At 55.7% G+C, this 20,391-nt stretch carries 11 protein-coding genes; 1 reads left to right on the forward strand and 10 read right to left on the reverse strand.

Annotation, left to right across the window (positions count from 1 at the left end; genetic code table 11):
• Positions 1-38: 38 nt before the first annotated feature.
• The 5 genes from M504_RS05300 to M504_RS05320 all read right to left on the reverse strand — a co-directional run bounded on the left by M504_RS05300 (position 39) and on the right by M504_RS05320 (position 11,060).
• Entirely contained in the window at positions 39-3,155 is a 3,117-nt protein-coding gene (locus tag M504_RS05300) for an efflux RND transporter permease subunit (protein WP_052200435.1), read from the reverse strand.
• Positions 3,155-4,417: an efflux RND transporter periplasmic adaptor subunit gene (locus tag M504_RS05305; protein ID WP_047488800.1), complete on the reverse strand. Its 1,263-nt coding sequence runs from the start codon at positions 4,415-4,417 to the stop codon at positions 3,155-3,157. Before M504_RS05305 ends, M504_RS05300 begins: the two co-directional genes overlap by 1 nt.
• A 3-nt stretch (positions 4,418-4,420) precedes the next feature.
• Positions 4,421-5,725 (reverse strand): TolC family protein, encoded by a 1,305-nt coding sequence (locus M504_RS05310; RefSeq protein WP_232296166.1) that lies wholly within the window; start codon positions 5,723-5,725, stop codon positions 4,421-4,423.
• Between the two features lie 143 nt (positions 5,726-5,868).
• The gene (locus M504_RS05315; protein WP_052200436.1) at positions 5,869-7,404 is read right to left on the reverse strand and encodes an MBL fold metallo-hydrolase; all 1,536 of its coding nucleotides are present in this window, start codon (positions 7,402-7,404) and stop codon (positions 5,869-5,871) included.
• A 29-nt stretch (positions 7,405-7,433) separates the two neighbouring features.
• Positions 7,434-11,060, reverse strand: a complete 3,627-nt coding sequence (locus M504_RS05320) for a S8 family serine peptidase (protein ID WP_047488805.1) — start codon at positions 11,058-11,060, stop codon at positions 7,434-7,436.
• Between the two features lie 270 nt (positions 11,061-11,330).
• Between M504_RS05320 and M504_RS05325 the strand changes: the two genes are divergently transcribed.
• Positions 11,331-12,989, forward strand: coding sequence for a TIGR03118 family protein (locus M504_RS05325; RefSeq protein WP_047488808.1), 1,659 nt, complete (start codon positions 11,331-11,333; stop codon positions 12,987-12,989).
• Positions 12,990-13,168: 179 nt separating this feature from the next.
• Here the strand turns inward: M504_RS05325 and M504_RS05330 are convergent, their stop codons facing one another.
• The 5 genes from M504_RS05330 to M504_RS05350 form a co-directional block, all read right to left on the reverse strand.
• On the reverse strand, positions 13,169-13,591 hold the full coding sequence (locus M504_RS05330; RefSeq protein WP_047488811.1) for an EamA family transporter: 423 nt from the start codon (positions 13,589-13,591) through the stop codon (positions 13,169-13,171).
• A 43-nt stretch (positions 13,592-13,634) separates the two neighbouring features.
• Positions 13,635-15,101, reverse strand: a complete 1,467-nt coding sequence (locus tag M504_RS05335; RefSeq protein WP_198137530.1) for a metallophosphoesterase — start codon at positions 15,099-15,101, stop codon at positions 13,635-13,637.
• 145 nt (positions 15,102-15,246) lie between these two features.
• The gene (locus tag M504_RS05340; protein WP_232296167.1) at positions 15,247-17,970 is read right to left on the reverse strand and encodes a TonB-dependent receptor; all 2,724 of its coding nucleotides are present in this window, start codon (positions 17,968-17,970) and stop codon (positions 15,247-15,249) included.
• A gap of 63 nt (positions 17,971-18,033) precedes the next feature.
• Positions 18,034-18,804, reverse strand: a complete 771-nt coding sequence (locus tag M504_RS05345; protein ID WP_047488816.1) for a phosphatase PAP2 family protein — start codon at positions 18,802-18,804, stop codon at positions 18,034-18,036.
• Positions 18,805-18,945: 141 nt separating this feature from the next.
• Positions 18,946-20,388, reverse strand: a complete 1,443-nt coding sequence (locus M504_RS05350) for an ATP-binding protein (protein WP_232296168.1) — start codon at positions 20,386-20,388, stop codon at positions 18,946-18,948.
• Positions 20,389-20,391 lie beyond the last annotated feature (3 nt).

The following is a 20,391-nucleotide window of genomic DNA, read 5'->3' on the forward strand; positions in this document are numbered from 1 at the left end:
CCGCGATCAGCGGGCCTCTTTTATTTTCAGATTGAGTGTCAGGCTGCCACCGTCTCCATCACCTCGCTGTCATGTCTCCTTGCTGTCAACAAGTAGTAAATGACCGGCGTGACGATAAGACTGAGCACCATAGAGATGACCAAGCCACCGATAACAGCAATCGCCAGCGGCTGTAACATCTGCGATCCCGTGCCAAGCGCGAATGCCAGTGGCAACATGCCGCAGATGGCCGCGGTGGCCGTCATCAGAATGGGACGCAGTCTTCGTTGCGCAGCATGCAGCATCGCCTCTCGCGGAGACGTCCCTTCGCGCCTATAACGCTCGTCTGCATCCAGTAGCAGGATGCCGTTTTTCGCCACGATACCAATCACCATAATGACGCCCATGAACGACGCCACGTTGAAGGTTGTTCCTGTAATCAGGAGGGCAAATACAACGCCCCCGACAGAAAGAACAGATGACGACAGGATTGCGATAGGAGCGGAGAAGTTACGGAACTCAATCAGCAACACACCGAAGACCAATGCCAGCGAAATCATCAGTACCTGCAACAGTTCATGGAATGACTGTTGCTGTTCCTGGTAGGTTCCTCCATAGACGACATGGACCGTCGGCGGCAGATGCATAGCAGCTACTGTTTGCTGCACCTTCGAGATGGCGGTCCCCAGATCAGATCCTTGCAACTGCGCTGTCACCACTACCAGCCGCTGTAGATTCTCTCTACGAATCTCATTCTGAGGTGGCAACTGCGTCACCTGCGCCATGGACCCGAGTGTTGCCAACTTTCCGCTCGCGCTATTGAAGACCGTGTTCTCGATGGTGTCGAGCGACTGTCGTGTTTCATCGCCTAAACGAACACGGACGGTATAGGGTCGTCCGTTGGCGATGAGAGGATCCGTCGTTGTAACTCCATCAAGAATGGATGTTGCGTCTTCCGCTGCCTCTTGAGGCGTGAACCCCATACGACCCGCCACGGTCGGATCAATCTGGAAATTCGTAGCTGGCCCGCTGATGGTGTTCTCAATGCCGTTCTCGACACTGACCACGCCTGGAATCTTGCCAATCTCCTCACCCACCCGCGGAGCAATATCAGACAGCAACGCTGGATCGCTGGCATAGAGTTTGATCTGGATCGGCTCCGGAGCGTTGGAGAGATCGTTGATCATGTCCTGGAGCACTTGGACAAACTCGACATCAAGGCCTGGTTCTGTCTTCTTGATCTCCGCACGGGCATCGGCAATGACTTCATCGATCGCGCGACTGCGGTCCTTCTTCAGCTTCACCGTCATGTCGCCGGTATTCGCTTCCGTTACCGCCGCGAGGCCCATCTGCAGACCCGTACGGCGCGAAGTGCTTTCAACTTCGGGAATGGCGTGAAGAATCCGATCGACATGTTCCAACACTCGGTTGGTCTCTGTGAGTGAGCTGCCAGCCGGCATGATGTAGTCGAGAATGAAACCACCCTCGTCCATCTCAGGCAATAGATCAGAGCCAAGTGCCTGATACCCGAAATACGTGCCAACGATAAGAACACCGCAGAGCCCAAGGAGCCAGAATGGACGACTCAGAGCCCACGATAGCCCGCGCTCGTGCCAGTGGAGCACCTTCCGCATCATCCGTCCGTGCTGTTCTTCGCCGTGTGCCACTTCTTTTTTCGAGTCGCGCAGCAGGACCAGGCTCAACGCGGGAGTCCACGTCACCGCCAGCAGTAACGAAGTTAACAAGGCAACCGTCATCGTAATGGCGAGCGCCCGGAAGAAGCTGCCTGTAACTCCGGTCACCGAGATAAGTGGGAGGAACACAACGACAGGGGTAATCGTTGAGCCCACAAGCGGGGCTGCAATCTCTTTCAGCGCAAGACGCGCGGCCTCCGCACGAGATTCGCCACCATCGCGATGCAGAACGATGTTTTCAACCACGACAATCGCATCATCAATGACAAGTCCAATGGCAGCCGCAAGGCCGCCCAGCGTCATCAGGTTGAAGCTCTCACCGATCGCCCACAGTATCAACACCGTGAGAGCGACGGTAACGGGAATGACCAGTCCGGCGACAAGAGAAGACGACCAATCTCCAAGAAAGAGAAAGAGAATGATGCACGCAAGGCCCAGGCCAATCAGAATGGCATCGCGAACACTACTGATACTTGCACGTACAAGTTCCGATTGATCGTAGTATGGCTTCAACTCCACGCCTTGCGGCAGGTTCTTCTTAAGAGCTTCGATCTGCGCCGCAACTGCATCCGTGACCGCAACAGTATTGCTGGAGGGTTGACGCGTGATGTTGAGCAGGACCGCCGGAGTGCCATCGGCAGTCACGGCCGTATAGACCGGTAACACACCGGGCTGCACCACGGCCACGTCCGACACGCGTACTGCAACGCCATTGTTGGTGCTCTTGACAACCAGACGACCCAACTCGGAAGCATCATGCGCTTGAGCCCCAACAAGCCCTAGCACGAGCTGATGGTTCGATTCGTAGAGGCCAGGGGAATCGATGATATTCGACGCCTGAACAGCATTCACCAGATCGAGGATGGTTACGCCCGCCGTCTGCATACGCGCCATATTTGGCACGATATGAAACTCAGGAATCTTACCGCCCTGAACCGTAACCGTACTCACACCAGTGACGCGGTTGATGGGAGGCTTCAGTTGATACGTTGCCAACTCCCACAGCTGGGTCTGAGAAAGACGATTCGAAGTAAGGCTGTAGCCAAGGATCGGAAACGTGGCGAAGGTCAGACGATTGGTAGTGATGGTCGCCGTGGCCGGCAGTGTCTGGCGCGCTTTGCTCAACGCAGCATCTACAAGCTGCAACGTGCGAAACATATCCACGTTCCAGTCAAAGAAGAGGCTCACTTCTGCAGAACCGCGACTGGTGTTGGATCGTACTGTCACCAAGCCAGGAACCGAATTCACAGCGTCCTCAATGGGCTTTGTGATGGTCACCTGCATCTGATCAACGGGCATCACACCGTTGTCCACGCCGATCACGACGCGCGGAAAGTTCGTGTCCGGAAATACAGAGATAGGGACCTTCCCCGCCGCGTAGATGCCAGCGATGGAAAGCACAATCAGAAAGAAGAAGATCGGTCCTCGAAAACGCACCAGCCAGTATGGCTTCTGATCCACTGGGAGAAAAGGCTGTTCCATTACTTGTCGTCTCCCTCGGCGCCCGGCTTGCCGACCTTCACCTTGGCACCATCATCCAACCCGTAAGCGCCCTTCGTGATCACGGTCTCTGAACCATTGAGCCCTTGCGTTACCTGGGTATCTTCGCCATCATTGATGCCCAATTGCACTCCAACCTTGTGCGCAGTCCCGTCGTTGCTTACAACCATGACTGACTTGCTACCGTCCTCGGCAGTGAGGACCGCTTCCAGGGGAATCTTCACTGCGTTCGGAACTGTGCGGCCAATGATGGATGTGTGAACCGGCGTGCCGGCCTTGTACTTTGCTGCCGTGTTATCAACCTTCAACCACACTTCAACCGTGGTGCTGCCGGGATCAAGCGCTGGACTGATGAGGGTCACTTTACCCGTCACAGGTTCGTCGACACCTGGTATCGTGACCGACGCACCGTCGCCCAGACTAAGGCGTTGCGCGACAATCTGCGAAAGGTGAACTTTCGCAAGCAACGACGAAGTATCCATCACAGTGATGAGTGGGGCGCCAGTGCTCGCTGTCTCCCCTGGGAACAAAGGCCTGTCCGTCACCACTCCCGGAATCGGAGTACGGATCTGCGAATACGACACCTGTGCCTCAGCCGCGTCATACTTGCCCTTTGCAGATGAGAGTTGTCCCTGTGCCTGCCGCTTTGTGGCTTCGCTGGATACATTCTTCAAAGAGTGAAGATGGTTTAACGCCGTATCGTATGCGGCTTGCGCCTGGGCGAGCGCCGCAACAGCAGTGTCATAGTCGCGTCCGGCAATGGCCCCTTCCTGCAAGAGTTTCTGACGAGCCGTGACGATCTCTCCCTGCAACTTCAACTGCGCCTGAGCCTGCGCAACATCCAATTGTGCTTTGGCATAGTCTTCGGGGACCTGAGCCTGCGTCTGCATTTGAAACGCAGCCTGCGCAGCCGTGTATTGTCCCTGGTTATCCAACGCCTGCCCAGCAAGGTCGCGATTCTCAAGCACAGCAAGCAACTGCCCAGCCTTCACCTTCGAACCACGTTGCACATAAAACGTCCGCACCGGTGCCGTGATCTTGGGTGAAATAGCTGCCTGCGCCAGGGGCGACAGCGTGGCATCTGCCGTGATGTGCTCCGAGATCTCTCCACGCTCCGGTTTCTCCGCTTCTACGGTGACAACCGCCGCCGGCGTGTCATCCGCAGCCTTCTTGCAGCCACTCATAGATGCAACGCAAAGCAACGAAATTGCGAATGTGACGGGCTTAAACAAACGACAGGTCATGTGTCAGAGGCTTCCTGTAAGAATTTGAAGTGATGCAAGGGCTGTTTCGAATCGCACGACACCATCCGACTCAGCTGTCCGAGCCGCGAGGAACGAGTTCTGTGCATCCACAACTTCAAGCGCGGTCGACTCTCCAGCGGAATAGCGCAGCTTCGTGAGCCGAAGGCTTTCTTCTGCCGTAGTCACACTCTGATCCAGAAGGTCAAGCTGATCCCGTGCAGCAACCGCTTCTGCGTAACTCTCCTCAAGCGTGGCTATCAATCGGCGCTGCGCAGCTGTCAGCGTCACCTTCGCAGCATCGCGTTGAATCTGACTTTGCTTCACGCGCTTTTGTGTGGAGAACCAATCCCATACGGGGATATCAATGGTGCCGCTAATCGAGTAACCCAGATTGCGCACGTCATCTGGCCCTCGTTTGGCAAATTGTGGTGCGTCGATACCGTAGGTGAAATTCAAACCGAGATCGGGGAGATACGCCGCCTTTGCAGAGGTCACACTCGCATTCGCGGCCTGCAATCCTGTCAACGCGCTGCGTATCTCCGGGTTGTTCTTCGACGCAGTTTGATCGACTTCCTCCTTCGTAGGAAGAACGCGGTTGGTGACTGCCGGATCAGTTGTGTATGGAGTGCGAGGATCCGGGAACAGCAACACACCAAGCTCAAGACGCGCTTTTTGCTCCGCGACCGTCGCATCGCTCAGGTCGCGCTGCTTCTGCTGCATCTGTAGCTGTGCCTTTACTACATCGGCATGCGCAACCTCGCGCGCAGCTTCCCGCTGTTGCGTGACGGTGGTAAATGCCTTCGCCTCAGAAAGCGCTTCCCCCTGAATTCTTACTTTCTCGCCCAAGGTAGCAACCGAGTAATAGAGCCCGACGACTGCCGTCACCAGACCACGTCGCGACACTTCCAACTCTGCTGCTGCGCGAGCTGCATTAGCGGTTGCAACCTGCGCATCTGCGAAACCCTTCCAACCGATGCGTTCGTCCACAACGGCCTGGCTGGCATACTCATGAACTGCATTGTTCGCAATGAAGACCGGCGAAGCCTGCGCACCTACCTGGCCGCCCTGATTCGTCTGGCCGTTTGGCTGGGTGTACAACATCTGATTGTGATAGGTGGCTGACGGCAGAAGGGCGGCTTTCGCCAGATACGCATCGATCTTTGCCGATTGTTGCGCTGCCCGAGCCGAGGCAAAGGTCGGTTCATTGGCTTTGGCCAGCTGGATGGTATCTGCCAGTGTTAAATGTTGTACCGTCGTGGCTTGCGCCTGCTGGGCTGCACTGGTCGAACAAACCGCGAACAATGCCACACCAGCCGCCAAAGAAGCTCTCGCTCGAAACTCCATAACCACAACAGTAGTGTCCGAAGCTTAAGTAAGGCTTAAAAGAATCGCAGTCCGACGAAAACCCCCCTTCGAGTGACCAATATCCCTAAGAAGACGCTCTTAGCGGCTTAAAAGGACAGCTCGAAATACAGGTCGGTCACCGTAACTCGATCCGTGAAGTCAGACCAGTCCTGTGCCCCGGTCTTGTCCGGGAGTGATGCTTTCAGTTGAGCCAGCGTAACGGCAGTGTCATCGATTCGAAGGACTCGGCCGCTCGTCTTCTCGTTGAGCCGATCGACAAGCTCTGGCAGAGGCATCTTGCCCCACCGCTTTTTCAACGCCATTGCATGATCGACCGGGATCATCGCAGTAAGGTTGGACTGTGTCATCAGTTCCAGCCCTTTCGCGCTAAGAGTCGCATTGTGGCTGCCGTGGTGACCGACCTTGTAAAAGATTGTTCGCTTGAGCAGATCCGGTCCTGTCGTGGTGACAGGCTTCCCGTTCTCATCGTCCTCGACCCATTTGAGATCCTGCCAGCTCAACCAGTTTCCAGCCTGTGCATCTCCCGGAAACAGCAATATCTCCCCCGTTGCGACGTTTTCAATCGCCAGGACGAGACTCGTGTTGTTCGTCGCAGAATCAAGAGCAAGGGCGAGTGTTTCGGAGGTGTCCAGCCAGGTGCCGTCAATGCATCGCCACGACTGATCAACAAGATCTTTTGGACGCTTCGGATTCACCGGCACGTTCCCGAAGTAGCGTTCCTGGAAAAATGGAATCTTCTGCGCCCGAGCGAGTGGGATTTGGAATCGGCTCTCGAAGGGGTCGTCCAACGTTGAGTCTCCGGCAAAAGTGTTTCCCGCCACCCCATTTGCTTCCCGGGCGAGAGCATTCAGGAACATCGCGTTGGAAGCCGCAGATCCATCATCAAGCCCGTAAGCCTGCCCTTGAGAGGGATCGGACTTGCGCAAGAGTTGTTCATCCTTCGGCGGTCCAAGAACAAAGAATCGGAAGTTCGGTATCTGCGGAAGAACGATTGGAGCTTCGCCCGGCTCACAAAAGCGCAGATTCTTGCCTGCAAGACCCTTGGCATATTCCAGGGCGGTTGCAGTCGACCCGGATGCCGCACCCATGAAGTCAAGCATCCCAGCAACTCGCGCACTCTGATCCGTCGCGCCAACAGCGTTCAGTCGATTGACCGCCATCCGGAGTGCGTCCTCAGTCTTCTCCCGCTCGGCACGAAGCTTATTCGCGAGGGGATCTTTTGGATCTTCCGTCCACGCAGTCCAGACCTGCCCGACTTTCCAATTGCTGATCGCATCTTTTGCCTGAGTGAAGCCAGACACATGATCCCAGTGTTGATGGGTCACAACGAGCAAATCAATCTTGCCTCCGGTCACTCTCGTGATGTCCGCAATTGCATCCTTCAATTTCTGAATGCCGTTCGCATCCGTACCGAGGACGACTCCACAGTCAATCACGATATAGAACGGACCGTCGGTTCCCGGCAGCGTGATGAGAAAGCAATCGCCCAGCCCCTGGCGATACATGCGAACTCGAATCGATGAGTTCGCCAACTCAGGCTTCACAACCTCTTTTGGTGTGACCTTCTTGACGGACTTCGCCGGTGTCTTTGCAGCAGCCGTGCTTACAGTCTTTGCGCTCATACTGAATTCCTTATGCGATGGTGAAGCAGTTAGCATCCACGATGAAGCATCGCGAATGGCTCGCTGTACTCACTGGCGAGGAAGTAAGGGGAGCCGCTATCCGACGCAGCCATGGTGAACGCCTTCATGTCCGCCATGCGGCTAAGGTTATCTACCCGCTTGCGTATGACGTAACGAATCTGTTCGTTCTCAAGATCAATGAGGACCGTGCAGCCACCGCGAAGGGTCGTCTGTGTTTTAGTTACAGCATCCACTTCTACATAGCGCTGCACCATCTCAATGACCAGATCAGTTGCTTGTTGTCCATTGCTCCCGATACGTCTGGCCGGTCGAACAGAATGAATTTCGATTTTGGGATACCCATCTGGTCTTAGAGGAATTTCCTTAGGCATTCCTGGAGCTGGAACGATATAGACCCCAAGATCTCTCCCTAGCGCGATCGCATCCTGGGTGTCCATTTCGTGAAGGAAGTTCCACAGCACAAAGCCATTGTGCTCAGACGCGTCGTGTGACTTGCGTCGGTCCGTAGCGAGATTCCAGCTCAAGCTGAGACACTTCAGCAGGCCTCCCAATTGCCCCCTGGGAACGACGAAATTGGGTGGCTGCCAGCACAGGCTTTCTTCCGAGAGACTTCGTACGCCACTGGGATAGATGCCACGGGCCCGGAACGCAGAGATAAACGCGACGCGAGCATTCACACCGGCTTGAGGCTCGATATCGAGGTCGGCAGTGACCAGGGCTCGTAAGTAGTCTCCGAATGTGAGATCAACCGGCGGGCAGTAATCGAGCGCTCGGATACAAGCTGTTAGAACACGCGAGGCCGTTTGCGCCGCTTCAACCGAGAGCCGCGTCACGAGGTCGTACGGAATGTCACCGGGAGGCAACACGCCGGTCCCCCCGGTGGCTAGACGTTGCAGATCATACGAACGTGCCTGGTAGAGATTGACGAATGCTTCAAAGATCGCCGCAAGCAATACCGCTCCACGCGCGTGAGGCTCGGTGGCATTCACATAATCACTCGGTGTGGGTTTCGTTCCAAGACCGCTGCGGAGAGCTCGTGATCCATCCATAGCTTGTCCGAATTGTTGCGCCAGGTCAGCCAGAAGGTTTGCAGTCGACAGGTCACCACGAGTCTTCGCAATCGTGAATCGCAGTGCCTCCGGAATCGAGAAATGTTGAAACAGCGCGACGGTGTCGGCAAACGCTTCATGGAACGCTGCCATATCCGGGTTGCTTTGGATCTGGTAGTAGGGATGCAATCCATCGAGGAGTGCATGAGTGGTTTCGTGGGCCACCACGTCATGCGAGAGGCAGTTAAAGATGACTCCGCCCGGTAGGTTATCGCCCGCGTTCGTGAGATTGGCTTGGAAATACCCGAAGAGCAGCGACTTCTTGTCGGGGCTGTAGTAGGCGTTGGCCTCACGCAGGGCGTGCGGATATATTCGCAACCGTTGAACGTAATTCCGTTGAACCTGGTCTACTTCCCCGGCCACTGTCTGCAGATGGGGAGCCCACAAAGCAGTGCGGCCGAGAGCGCGCTCGAAGCGACCAATGGTCGTCATGGAAACGGCATACACCATCTGCTGATGGAACTGTGGAAGCGCCTCTGACGGAGCAAGTCCGTCGGACGCCAGAATGTGCGGATGATTGAGATCCACTGGCATGTAGCAAGCCCCTGTTGCGGGGTCGACGTCAACGATCTCAACATATTCGCCTACGGGGCCGGGTTTCAGGTCCCGTTCCCATGGAAGCTGCAGGATGGTCTGATTTAGAGCCTGGGAATCCAGGCGCAGGCCCAAAGCAGGATCGAAGGCAAACACCCGTAGACAACGGTAGAGAGGCAATGTGGGCTCGAGTGTTTCTCCTGGAGTTTCCTTCAACGGATCGATCTTGGGGACGACCTTACTGCCAACGACTACCGCTCCACCTTCGCCTTTTCCTCCCTGACCACCCGCATTTCCTCCCCCATGAGCAAGTGCTTGCTTCAGAGCAGTAGATGCAGCAGGTGACGCGATGATTGCGTCAATCACCTGGCTCCGGACCGCAGGTGGGACAGCCCCATCGGGATCGACGTCCGCGTCGACCAGGATCTTCTGAATCTCCGGTTGCGTCGAGATGAGCTGAGCAGCTTCCAGATGAAGCATCGATTCCGCTGTAGGATCGGGTGCGATTCCAAACAGTGCGCCAAAGATTGGCCCGAGGAACGGTACTGCGACAGAGTCACGGGGCTGAGCGACCAAACCGGCAGGATTCGCCAATGGCTGGTTCATAGCATCAATCGCGCGGAGGGCACCCTGGCCGAAATGCTTTTGGTCCAACTTCGTCGCGGAGTCAAAGAGAGCCTTCCGGACACTCTCAACCCGCTTCCATCGATCGGCGCCGTCGTAAGCGCGAAGTCCGGCCAAATTCGCCTGGATATAGCACGCTGCTGCTGCTGCCACCTGCGGCGTCGCGGCAGACGTTCCCCTTCCGTCGAAATCAACGAGCGCGGGGCAGTCATACACTGCCCATGGAACATTGGGTGTGTAGGCCGCCATCGCTGTGTCCATCTTGCTGTCGGGACCGTAGCAACCACCCATCAGCTTTAAATCGGCGAAGTCAGCCCAGGGCTTCCCATTCGACATCACTCCGCAGGCGGCGATCACACGCTTGAAACGCGCAGGCCAAACGATGAATTTGGGAACACGCACGCCGCCGGGGCCGTAGTTGTTGCCTGCAGCCGTCACTAACGTAATTCCCGCGTCGTAGGCTTTGTTCACGACGTCTACCCAGGCCTGCGACGGGATGCCGCCCATACTCATAGACAGAACATCCACGTTCGAATCGATGGCGTATTGAATGCCCTGGGCGATGGAACTGTTCGCAAATTCCACGACGCTGTTCGCAACGCGAACGGGAATAATGCGGGCAAACGGGGCCGCACCCACCAAGCCACGGACATCGCCAAATTTGGTTGCGTCAAAGACATTTCCAGCAAGCAGGCTGAGCGTGCCTGTTCCGTGTCCTGGATTATTCCCGAAGCCTGTGATCCCCGGATCGACCGCGGAATTTGGGTCCGTATCGTTTTTTACGAAGCTGCGCCCTTTGGTTGTGTCCAGAAATTCCGGCAGGACCGCATGATCCTTCCGATAGCCCGTATCGAGATGAGCGATTGTGACTCGTTCAAGCGTGTTTCCGAGTGCGCCTGTGTCGATATGAGTTCGCGCCGTGTCGAACCCTGCGTAGGCATCCGCCTGGAACCAGCGCCACGTGTATGGATCAGGCTTTGAATAGCCATTCGGATCAGTGGCAGGGTCAACCGGCTTGTCGCAGACTCTCGGAGCGGCAGCAGCCATGGCTGCTTGATTACTCTCAGCAGGAACACCGAAGTCCCATTGCTGCTGGAAGTCGGGTTCTGCGAAGTCAACCGTGTTTGCGGCTAATCCCATACCACCAGTTCGTATCTGGTGGCACATGTTCCATGCGGATGCCACGTCGGTATCCGCAGCCAACTTAGCAATGTGCCAACGCGGCGCTTCGGTCAAACCAAAGCCAGCTGGCGAAGTTTCTTCAGGAAACAGCGGTGTCATTTCGAACGGGAGTGCCCCGGCCGCAAACGCGGCGCCGACCGCAGGTACCGACGCTTTAACCAGGAGACGAGCCACACGGGTGACCATAGGAGCCTCTCTTAGACAGCAACAGCAGCAACAGGATTACTTCGTAGGCCGAAAGGCTAGCACGCTGCGCGAAGGCCAACACAGTGAAAATTTGGTTAGAAAGCGGAACGCTGGCCGCGCCAAATAGCAGTCTTGGATACGACAGGACGCAGCCGCAAGGAACTTGGCGTGACGGTCAAATGACGTATGCGTGACACGATAGCGACACCTTGCCACGTGTCGCGAGTCTACCTTTGTCCCGTCGCTACATGCGAACGAAAAGGTGGCCCCATGCAGAAGATCCGCAAGTTTGTGCTGCACACCATCGCTGTTCTTGCCGCCGCACTTCCAATGGCTGGCCAATCTTACAAAGTTACAAACCTTCTCTCGGATGGCTCCGTCGCGGCCACCAACACCGATCCCAACTTCAAGAATCCGTGGGCCATCAGTGCAAGCGGAACGTTTTGGATCAGTGCTGCAAACACCGGATACAACTATGTCGTTCCGCCTGCAGGAACCGTCTCGTTCAAGGTCATTGTGCCTTCCGCCGCTGCTCCGAATACCGCTCCTGGACTCCCAGCCGGTTCGGTCACGACGGGCGGAGCAGTTGGCATGTTGCTGGCAAACGGCACGAAAGCCAGCTTCCTCTTCTCAACTCTCGATGGCACCATCTCAGGTTGGAATTCCAAGCTGGGCACGGCGAACGCAATTTCGACTGTCGCTATCAACAACAACGCAGCCGGTGCGTCCTATCCCGGACTTGCCATCCTGAATATTGCTTCAGGTGGCGTCACCAGTAAGAGCTATATTCTTGCCGCCAACTTCGGCACCGGCAATGCCATTGAGGTCTACGACAGCACGTTTGCACCGACAAAGCTCGCAGGAAATTTCGTGGACCCCACACTGCCAGCCGGGTACGCACCATTCGCTGTTCACGTCCTCGGAACGCAGGTGTTTGTGAATTACGCGCTTCGGACTGCGACCGCCCCCTATTTGAGCGTCAACGGAGCGGGCAACGGCGCAGTTAGCGTATTCGATACATCCGGTAACTTTGTAAGTCGCGTCGCAACCGGCGGAAACCTCAACGCACCGTGGGGTATCGCCTATGCTCCGGCAAACTTCGGCATCTTTTCGAATGACCTGCTGATCGGCAACTTTGGCGACGGCATCATCAACGTCTTCGATCCAAAGACCTTCGCCTATCAAGGTCAATTGATGGACAGTACGGGCAAAGCTCTAAAATACGCCAGCCTTTGGGAACTGTTGACCGGCGGAACTGCCGTGACAGGCACAACTGCGGTGGCCGGTGGGGACACCAGCACGGTCTACTTCACTGCTGGCCTGGATCAGGAGCAGCACGGTCTGTTCGCGACGATTACCAATGCGACAACCGCAGGCGCCACACCCACCTTCGGCTTCAGCTCGGCTTCGCCTTCAGTGAGCGTAAGTGCCGGGAGCACCGGACAGATTCAGCTCAGTCTCGCGTCTGTAAACGGTTTCTCCGGCAACGTATCGCTGGCCTGTTCCGGTCTACCAGCCAATACCACATGCAGCTTCTCTCCTTCGCAGGCCAGCTTGTCATCGACGGTACCGTCCATCGTCACCGCGACCATCACCACCAACACCCAGACTTCAGCCCTTCAGCCACTGGAACGACTGAGGATGAAACCTGTGGCCGCAGGGATACTCGCGGCGCTTCTACTACCATTCGTATCGCTAGCGGGCTTTAGCAAACGTTCCCGCCTCACGAATGCATCGCGTCTCGCTGCATTGTTTGTCGTCGTGTTGTTGTCCGGACTGGTAGCCGGGGGATGCTCGAGTGGCAGTTCACCGCAAATGAGCACGACGCCAACGCCGCCGGTAACTCCGACAGGAACATCCACTGTCACCATCTCCGCAACCGCGGGCTCGGTGACACAGCAAACATCTGTATCACTTGTCGTGAAGTAGTCTCGCGAACAGCGATGAGCAGAGTGATCCCGGCAGCAGAGCGAAAATTCGCCTTGGCCGGGATCGCTCGTTTCATCCCCACCGTCCTGCATGCCGAACGCGAACCATCGTGTGATAACAGGACTAACTGCGAAGGCAAAGGACGCCAGGATCGTCACACAATTCGCTGCGTTGTTCGCTCACTTTGCCAAGGCAAGCACGATTGCCCCTGCCGTGAGGAGTAGGCCTCCGAATCCTTTAGTCCAGGTGAGTCGCTCCCCGATCAAAGGCCACGCCAGTATCAGCACAAAAACCACACTCAACTTATCGAGAGGAGCTACTTTCGACACCGGCCCCAGCGCAAGTGCGCGGAAGTAACACAGCCATGACAAGCCCGTCGCCACACCGGACGCCGCGAGAAACCACCAGTCGCGGCCTTCCAAAGTACGTATCGTATGGGCACGTCCGACAGCGAGTGCAATCGCCCATGCCATCACCATCACCACACTGGTACGGATCGCGGTAGCAAGATTGGGGTCGATATGGGCTACTCCCTTTTTTGCCAGGATTGCTGTGAGAGCAGCGAACACTGCGGAAAGCAAAGACCAGGCGAGCCACCCCATGAATTACCTCCAATCAGAACTGCCGCACTGCTCCTCCACGCGTCTAGGGAGTAGAACACGCGCAGTGTTTAAAAGAGTCTGCACTGAAGTGATCGAACGCGCATGCGTAACCCTGCCATTTCGCAGGCATCTTCTTCCCTGCGGAATCTTTAAGAAAGTGTTCCCGGTATGCGCGGGTCACGTCACTCTTGGCGGCAGAGTCGGATTGGAAGTGTGCGATCAAGTTTGAAAGCGGTTCGGCTGTGAATGAGGGAGTTCCGTAGGTTGCGTCGAAAGAATACTCGACTGACCAATCCGTATGTTCTCCGGATATGTTGGAAGCTTTATAGACGGTATAGTCCGACAACGTTGCGGAAGTCGGATCAACGCTTCCAATAGTAAGCGATGGCAGACTCCCGCCAACTGGCGACACCGAAGCGACGACTTTGACTGGGATGCCTCCAGTCGAAGTACGCAGGAGATGCAACTCGTCCATGTGCGTGTGCCCGAAGATTCCCAAGCTGATGGTATCCCCAGACTCGACCATCTCGTTCGCCAATGCATCCGTCGACTGGTATTGAACAACTTTGCCACTGTCTACACAGGCAGATGTGGATCCCCCAGGATTAACAGCAGGCGGCAAATGCCCAAGCACCCACACGTGTTGATGCCGCACTCTTGCCTTCTGCAACTCTTGCCGCATCCATGCAAGTTGTTCTTGTTCCGCGCGATGATCCGAGGAAGATCCTCCGCATGTGGCGAACTTCGGCATCATGTATATGTTGTCCACCACGAGCAACCGTGTGTTTTGCATCGGTGCTGGCATCGTGATTGCGTAATACCCTGCCTTTTGAAAGGTCAATTCTGCATCGCGTTTTTCATTCGCATTGACGCCGCGCAGCCCGGCAACCACACCGCCTACGGATGCCTTCAGGAACTCGTCTTCCCAATCAAGCCGATTGTGATTGCATCTCGAGTCGTTATTCCCAAGAGCCACATACACCGGCATCTTTGGAAATGCGCTCAACAGCTGGCCAATGACGAACTTGGTTGTCTTTTCCGCAAACCTGGCAGAGGCAGACTGATCATCTCCTTGCGCTGGAGGCAGGTTCATTGCAGCACGGTAACGACAATCCAGATCATGAACAAGCAGGTCACCGCTCACCGTCACAAATGCCCGTCCACCTGCATGAGCCTTTGCAGCTGCAAGACTGCTCGTGAAGAGCGCATAAGAACTATCCTGAGCGTCCTTCGCAGAACAGGCCGCTTGAATGGCATCAAAGCGAGACTTTCGGTCGGGCGAGGCGGGCTGATCCAGAATGCGCTTCCACTCGCTTAGAGGCGCCTGATCCAACGCCTTGACCTTCACTGGATCCTGCAAAGGATCAAAATGGATGTCACTCAACATCACAACATCGACAGGTTTCTCATGCGCTGTCCCCTGCGCTTTAAGCGGTGCCCCGACATATACCGTCAATGCAAGAACAGCCAATCCGCAATATCCGACAAGTCTCCGTACAACGCGTGTCATGAAGGGGCGTGTATCTCTATGGTGAGTCGGGCGCATATGACTGTCCTCTAGGAGATGGAAACACTTCGACCACCTTATCTCTTTTGGGAGACAAGGTGGTCGAGCGATGGGAGAGTTCACGCCATTGTGACCTTCCCGTTGTTGGCTATCGTTTCGGAGAGAGTCCGAATGTCACGGAGAGCATCACGCTGCGACCAGGCAGCACACCGACGTTGTCGCCGCCATTCACCGGCGTCTGACCAACGGTGTTATAGGGATCCACATACGTGGTGCCGTTCGCAGCGATGTTTTGTGTAGCTGCGGTTCCTGCCAGCTTGATGGAAGTGACATTGTGCTCATCGAAGAGGTTGTTAAAGCTGAGACGAATCTTGGTCTGATCGAATCGGCTACCGCTCCGAATTGTGTAGTTGAAGAACAGGTTCGTCAGCGAGAACGGATCAATCGTCGCCTGGTTGTGATACGCACCATTGTCCTGATACATGGTGCCAATCCGTTTGTTGAAGATGCCGAAATCCCATCCCTTGTGTTGATACGTGAGCGCCTCTGTCTGCGTATCTGATGGTGTATTCGCCACCCAAAGACCGGACGGAGCGGTCAACGACAGCTGCGGCGCGGAGGTTCCGCAGCCAGTCGATCCCGAGACGCAACTGACAGCGAGGTTACCAACATACGTTGCTCTGCCAACCGTGGCATTCAGATACAGGCTCAGTCCATGGATGAGATAGATGTTGCTCTCAGCTTCAAATCCCTTCGTGATCGAACTGGGTTGCAGATAGAACACCGGCTCACCCGATGAATCCAACACGGAGGAATAGCTATTCTGAAAACGCGTGTGATAGAAGTCCGCGTCAAACGTGACCCTCTTCAATTTGAGAACGGTTCCAGTTTGATAGGTGGTGGAGCGCTGCTGCTTCGGCAAAGTCTTCACAGGGGTACCGCTCGCGCTCTGAGCGTAGTCAAAGACAGAGCTGGGAGGAACGACGCTTCCCGTAGCGAGCTGCCCATAGACCGACCAATTACTCTTTAGCTTGTAATTGCCATCGAGTGAAGGAAGCCACGCAGAATATGAACCGCTGTTCGTAATGAACGAAGCAGGATCATTTGTTCCCAACCCGCCAATTGTCTTTCCGTCATCCGCATACTGCTTGGTCTGGATGGTGTAGTGCGCAAACTTGGTACCAGCCGTAATATCGAACTTCCGTGTGACATGGAAGTCGTATTCGGCATAGGGCTGGTAGGAATTTGTCCAGAAGCTTTCCTTGAAGTTTGGAAGCGCCTGGTTCGCCCAGTTATTGGTCGGATCCGACGGTGTCTGGTGCCGGTTCGTGTCCGCCCACTCGTACCAGAGACCTGCGCGCAGAATACCGAAGCTCGATACCTGGCTGATGGAAGACGTCTCGCCATACTTGCGATAGCTGTTGTACTTGTCTACTCCGCACGGGATCGCCGTGACACCCTTCTTCACGACCGCTACATTACAAGGCGCGATGGTGATGCCCAGATAAGTCTTCGAACCGTTGATCGTGCTTGAGTTGGTGATCGGCGTGGCGTTGGTGTATTTTTCGCTGTTGTCGTAGTTGTAGGTGTACGGCTTCACATCGAGAATAAAATTCTTGCCGAACTCCGAGTGCACACCGACGTATTCGAAATCGGTTGGCACATGGTAGAAGTTGTACTGATTATTGAGGTAGTTATACGGATCGGAATTGTCCGTCAACAGGAAGTTCAAACCTGAGCCAGCAAACGGTGCCAGTGTTCCTGTGCAGGCGTAGTTGCTGCCTGCACCGTACATTTGACACCGTGTTGTATTGAAGTTCGGGGTGTTCGCATCCAGCCAGATCACGCCCGAAAACCCGGTCAGGTAATTCTTCTCATTAAAGCGATATTGCGCCTTGATCGATCCGGCGTTGCGTATCTGATGGTTCCAGGTCTGGTAACCATCTGACTGAAGATGGTGCACATCGATTTGCGCATTGAACTTCTTATGGAACAACGATCCTGTTTCGTACTGGCCATCGTAGAGTTGCGTATTGAATGATCCAAACGACACCTGTCCACGAATGTTCGAAATCGGAGAGACATTCTTACTCAGCAGGTGAATCGAACCGCCGAACGGCGTGGGTCCAATCGTGGAAGCGGTGCCTGGGCTGCGATCAAAGTCGATACCGCCAAGGAACTGCGATGGGAAAAACGCCCACGAATGGTGCGACGGCGTGTTCGTGTCATAAAACGGGATCCCATCGAAATCGATGTTGTAGTTTCCATCTGGAAAGCCACGGAAATACGTGCTCGACTGCCCCAGGCCAACACCATTGCCATTCGTCGTGAACGTACCAGGCGCCATTTGTACCGCTTCACCGAAATCCGCGACGGGGGACGTGAAGTTCTGGATGAAGTGTTGCGTGATCACCGTACGTGCCGAACGCGCATCAAGCAGAGCATCCATAGGGGCGAGGGCTGCGGCGATGGAGTTGGTCGCATCCGCTTCGACGTTCACTTCGGTCGACAGCGAACCGATATTGAGCGTCATGGCAATGTCCGCGGTCTGTCCGCTAACGACGGAGACGCGCCGCACAGTCGGCGCGAACCCGGTTGCGGACGACTCAATACGGTAGGTGCCACCTACCAGGCCAGAGAGGGAGAAATGTCCTTGCGGGTCTGTGGTCGTCGTGCGCGCCTGGGAGCTTCCATCCGGCGTGAGTCGAACCGCCGCCGCAGGCACGGCATTTCCCTTCGCATCCAGCACTGTTCCAGTTACGGTTGCGTTCGATTGTGCGATCACGCTTTGACCAGCCAACAAAGCGGCCATGGTGCAAGTTGCTACGAGCGTAGGCCGACGGTGCAGCGCTACAAGATTCATGCGATTCATAGAAGCCTCCGGGAACAAGTGGTTGAAATCAAGAACCATCAACGGGTAAAGGCAGAGCAACGGTCAGCGCTGCGACAAGGCGGTGGGCAGCTTCGCTCGGAGTTCTTGACGAGCAGCTTCCACACGGTTACGGAACATGGGGTTGGTCATCATGACGCCGAACATGGCAGAAGCAATCGTGTGACCCGCAACCAGATCGCTGGAATAGTGAACGCCGCAGACCAGCCGATGAAAGGCGTATTCGTCGGTGCGTGCCAATATCTCGTCACGTTTGGCGGGGACGATATAGGCCATGGTGTAGCCGAGAAGATATCCGGAGATCGTATGCCCGCTTGGGTAAGAGTTTGCTGCCTGCGTCAGCTTGCAGACGGGACGCAGGGTGCGATCGATTTGGTAGGGACGAGGCCGGGAAAACTGCGCTTTAAGCGGAGCACTTGCGATCCCCTCTTCACGGTGCACATCCGCAGACAGGCTCGCCAGCACCGGCAGATTTTCCGCGGTGAAATCACTACCGAAGATGTTCTTGTAGACAAAGATGTCTTCTTCGCTATCGTCTGCCTGCGCAGCTGCAACGTCCTGCGATGATCGGCTCTGCTCGATTGTGTGCAGTTGTTTTAATTCCTGCTGGGTCGTCTCGGAGTTGTTCGCAGGCGGTTGCTGTACTAACAACGACACGTCGAGTGGGCTGTCTGCGAGGAACGATGACTTTGGACTCGCCGCCAAAGGCGACTTCGTATGCAGCGGAGAAATGGATGGCGCAGGTGACTGTGACGTCAGCACCGACGCAAAGAGAAACAACCCTGACAGGGCGAGAGACGTGTTGAACTGTCGCATAACATGGGCGACACTAGGGGGCTTTTTTGAACTTTCGGAGAGTAAACGGTTTCAGAACTGTGAATATCGACATTCCAGAAGTCCCCCAATGCAGAATCCTGTTGAATTTAAGGTAGATTTCAGGTCGATTTCAGACCTCTCTCAGGAACGATGCGCGCCTGCGGAGAACCCTATTTCCTGCTCCTCGACGTTCGGTTGCGGAAATTGAATCTGAAATGTCGACCCCTCCGAGAGCGTACTTTCCACCGTCAGGTTTGCTCCGTGCGCATCAGCGATCCAACGCCCTATGGAAAGTCCGAGGCCATTCCCGGCACGTGATTTCCCTTCTCTCAAATCGGCCTGGTAGAAGCGTTCAAAGACGCGACGCTGCACGTCTTCTGGCATGCCAATGCCGGTATCGCGCACTGCAACGATCGGGCGCGTTGCTACGGAAGAAACACAGACGCGTATCTCTCCCTCAGGTGGGGTATGGCGAATGGCGTTGTCCAACAGGATGCCAAGGAGCCTCTGCAATAAAAGTTCGTCTCCATGCACTAGGACGGGCGTCTCGGGGAGTTGCCAATCGAGATCAATGGAACTGCTCTCAGCAAGATCCTCCACACGACGACAACTGCTCACCACAAGGTCGCAAAGGTTCAGTTCCTGGAACTGCACTTCGTTCACGAAGTTGTCGCTCTGTGCCAGAGTCAACAGAGCATCCAGAAGAGTCGTCGCGGTGCGGCACTCCATCACAACTTTTTCGAGATCCTGTCTGTACTCGGAATCGGTGCGAGGACGGTTCAAAGAAAGCTGCGCCGTCGCAAGCATGACCGTGATGGAAGTACGGATGTCGTGAGAGGCATCTGCCGAAAAACGGCTCAAACGAAGAACTGCAGCTTCAAGTCGCGCAAGGAGCTGGTTCCACGCAATCGTCAGGCTCTGGATCTCGTCCCGCGCAACAGGAACCGGCAAGCGATGGGAGAGGTTTCCCACCCCGATCTCCAAGGCTGCCTTGGTAATCCGATCCACGGGACCAAGGGCATGGCGACTCAATGCATAGCCGCTGAAGGAAGCTACGAAAAGGACCGCCGGCAGCAGTAGAAACAGAGAGTTTCTGTACTTGCGAAGGATGATCATTTCTTCATCCAGAGCACCTCCGATGTATAGTCGCACCGGAGCGCCTCGCAACAAGATGGAGTGACATCTCACGAGGACTGGGCCACCATCCAGTGTCACGGTGTCGTAGACGGGCCTGCTGCAATCCTCCTCAGCTGGAAGCGAAGGCCCGGGACGATCCGCAGGAAACATCCAACTGCCGTCTGCGTTACGGATGTGGAAGAGATTCCCTTCATGCGTGACCAACGCATAGCTCTTGAGCTGGTCATAGAGCTGCACGCGACTCCCGGCGCCATCATTGGCCGCGAGAAGACTTATCAGTCGAGCTTCCCTGCCATCAAGGTGAGTCTGTTTTCCCTGGATGAGAGCGTAGTGCAGAAATCCATACGTGAGCATGCCGAACAGAACAAGGCCAGTAGACGTAACCAGTGCATAGAACAGAGCGAGCCTGGCACGTACGGACATGGCACTCATGGCGAAACGCGGCATTCT

It is taken from the genome of Terriglobus sp. TAA 43 (genome assembly GCF_000800015.1).
GTDB lineage: Bacteria > Acidobacteriota > Terriglobia > Terriglobales > Acidobacteriaceae > Terriglobus.

What these genes read in the sequence shown, in the direction of transcription:
- M504_RS05350 (WP_232296168.1), bottom strand. Translation starts at nt 20,388, where the DNA reads ATGCCGCGTTTCGCCATGAGTGCCATGTCCGTACGTGCCAGGCTCGCT.
- M504_RS05335 (WP_198137530.1), bottom strand. Translation starts at nt 15,101, where the DNA reads ATGACACGCGTTGTACGGAGACTTGTCGGATATTGCGGATTGGCTGTT.
- M504_RS05305 (WP_047488800.1), bottom strand. Translation starts at nt 4,417, where the DNA reads ATGACCTGTCGTTTGTTTAAGCCCGTCACATTCGCAATTTCGTTGCTT.
- M504_RS05345 (WP_047488816.1), bottom strand. Translation starts at nt 18,804, where the DNA reads ATGCGACAGTTCAACACGTCTCTCGCCCTGTCAGGGTTGTTTCTCTTT.
- M504_RS05320 (WP_047488805.1), bottom strand. Translation starts at nt 11,060, where the DNA reads ATGGTCACCCGTGTGGCTCGTCTCCTGGTTAAAGCGTCGGTACCTGCG.
- M504_RS05315 (WP_052200436.1), bottom strand. Translation starts at nt 7,404, where the DNA reads ATGAGCGCAAAGACTGTAAGCACGGCTGCTGCAAAGACACCGGCGAAG.
- M504_RS05300 (WP_052200435.1), bottom strand. Translation starts at nt 3,155, where the DNA reads ATGGAACAGCCTTTTCTCCCAGTGGATCAGAAGCCATACTGGCTGGTG.
- M504_RS05330 (WP_047488811.1), bottom strand. Translation starts at nt 13,591, where the DNA reads ATGGGGTGGCTCGCCTGGTCTTTGCTTTCCGCAGTGTTCGCTGCTCTC.
- M504_RS05340 (WP_232296167.1), bottom strand. Translation starts at nt 17,970, where the DNA reads ATGAATCGCATGAATCTTGTAGCGCTGCACCGTCGGCCTACGCTCGTA.
- M504_RS05325 (WP_047488808.1), top strand. Translation starts at nt 11,331, where the DNA reads ATGCAGAAGATCCGCAAGTTTGTGCTGCACACCATCGCTGTTCTTGCC.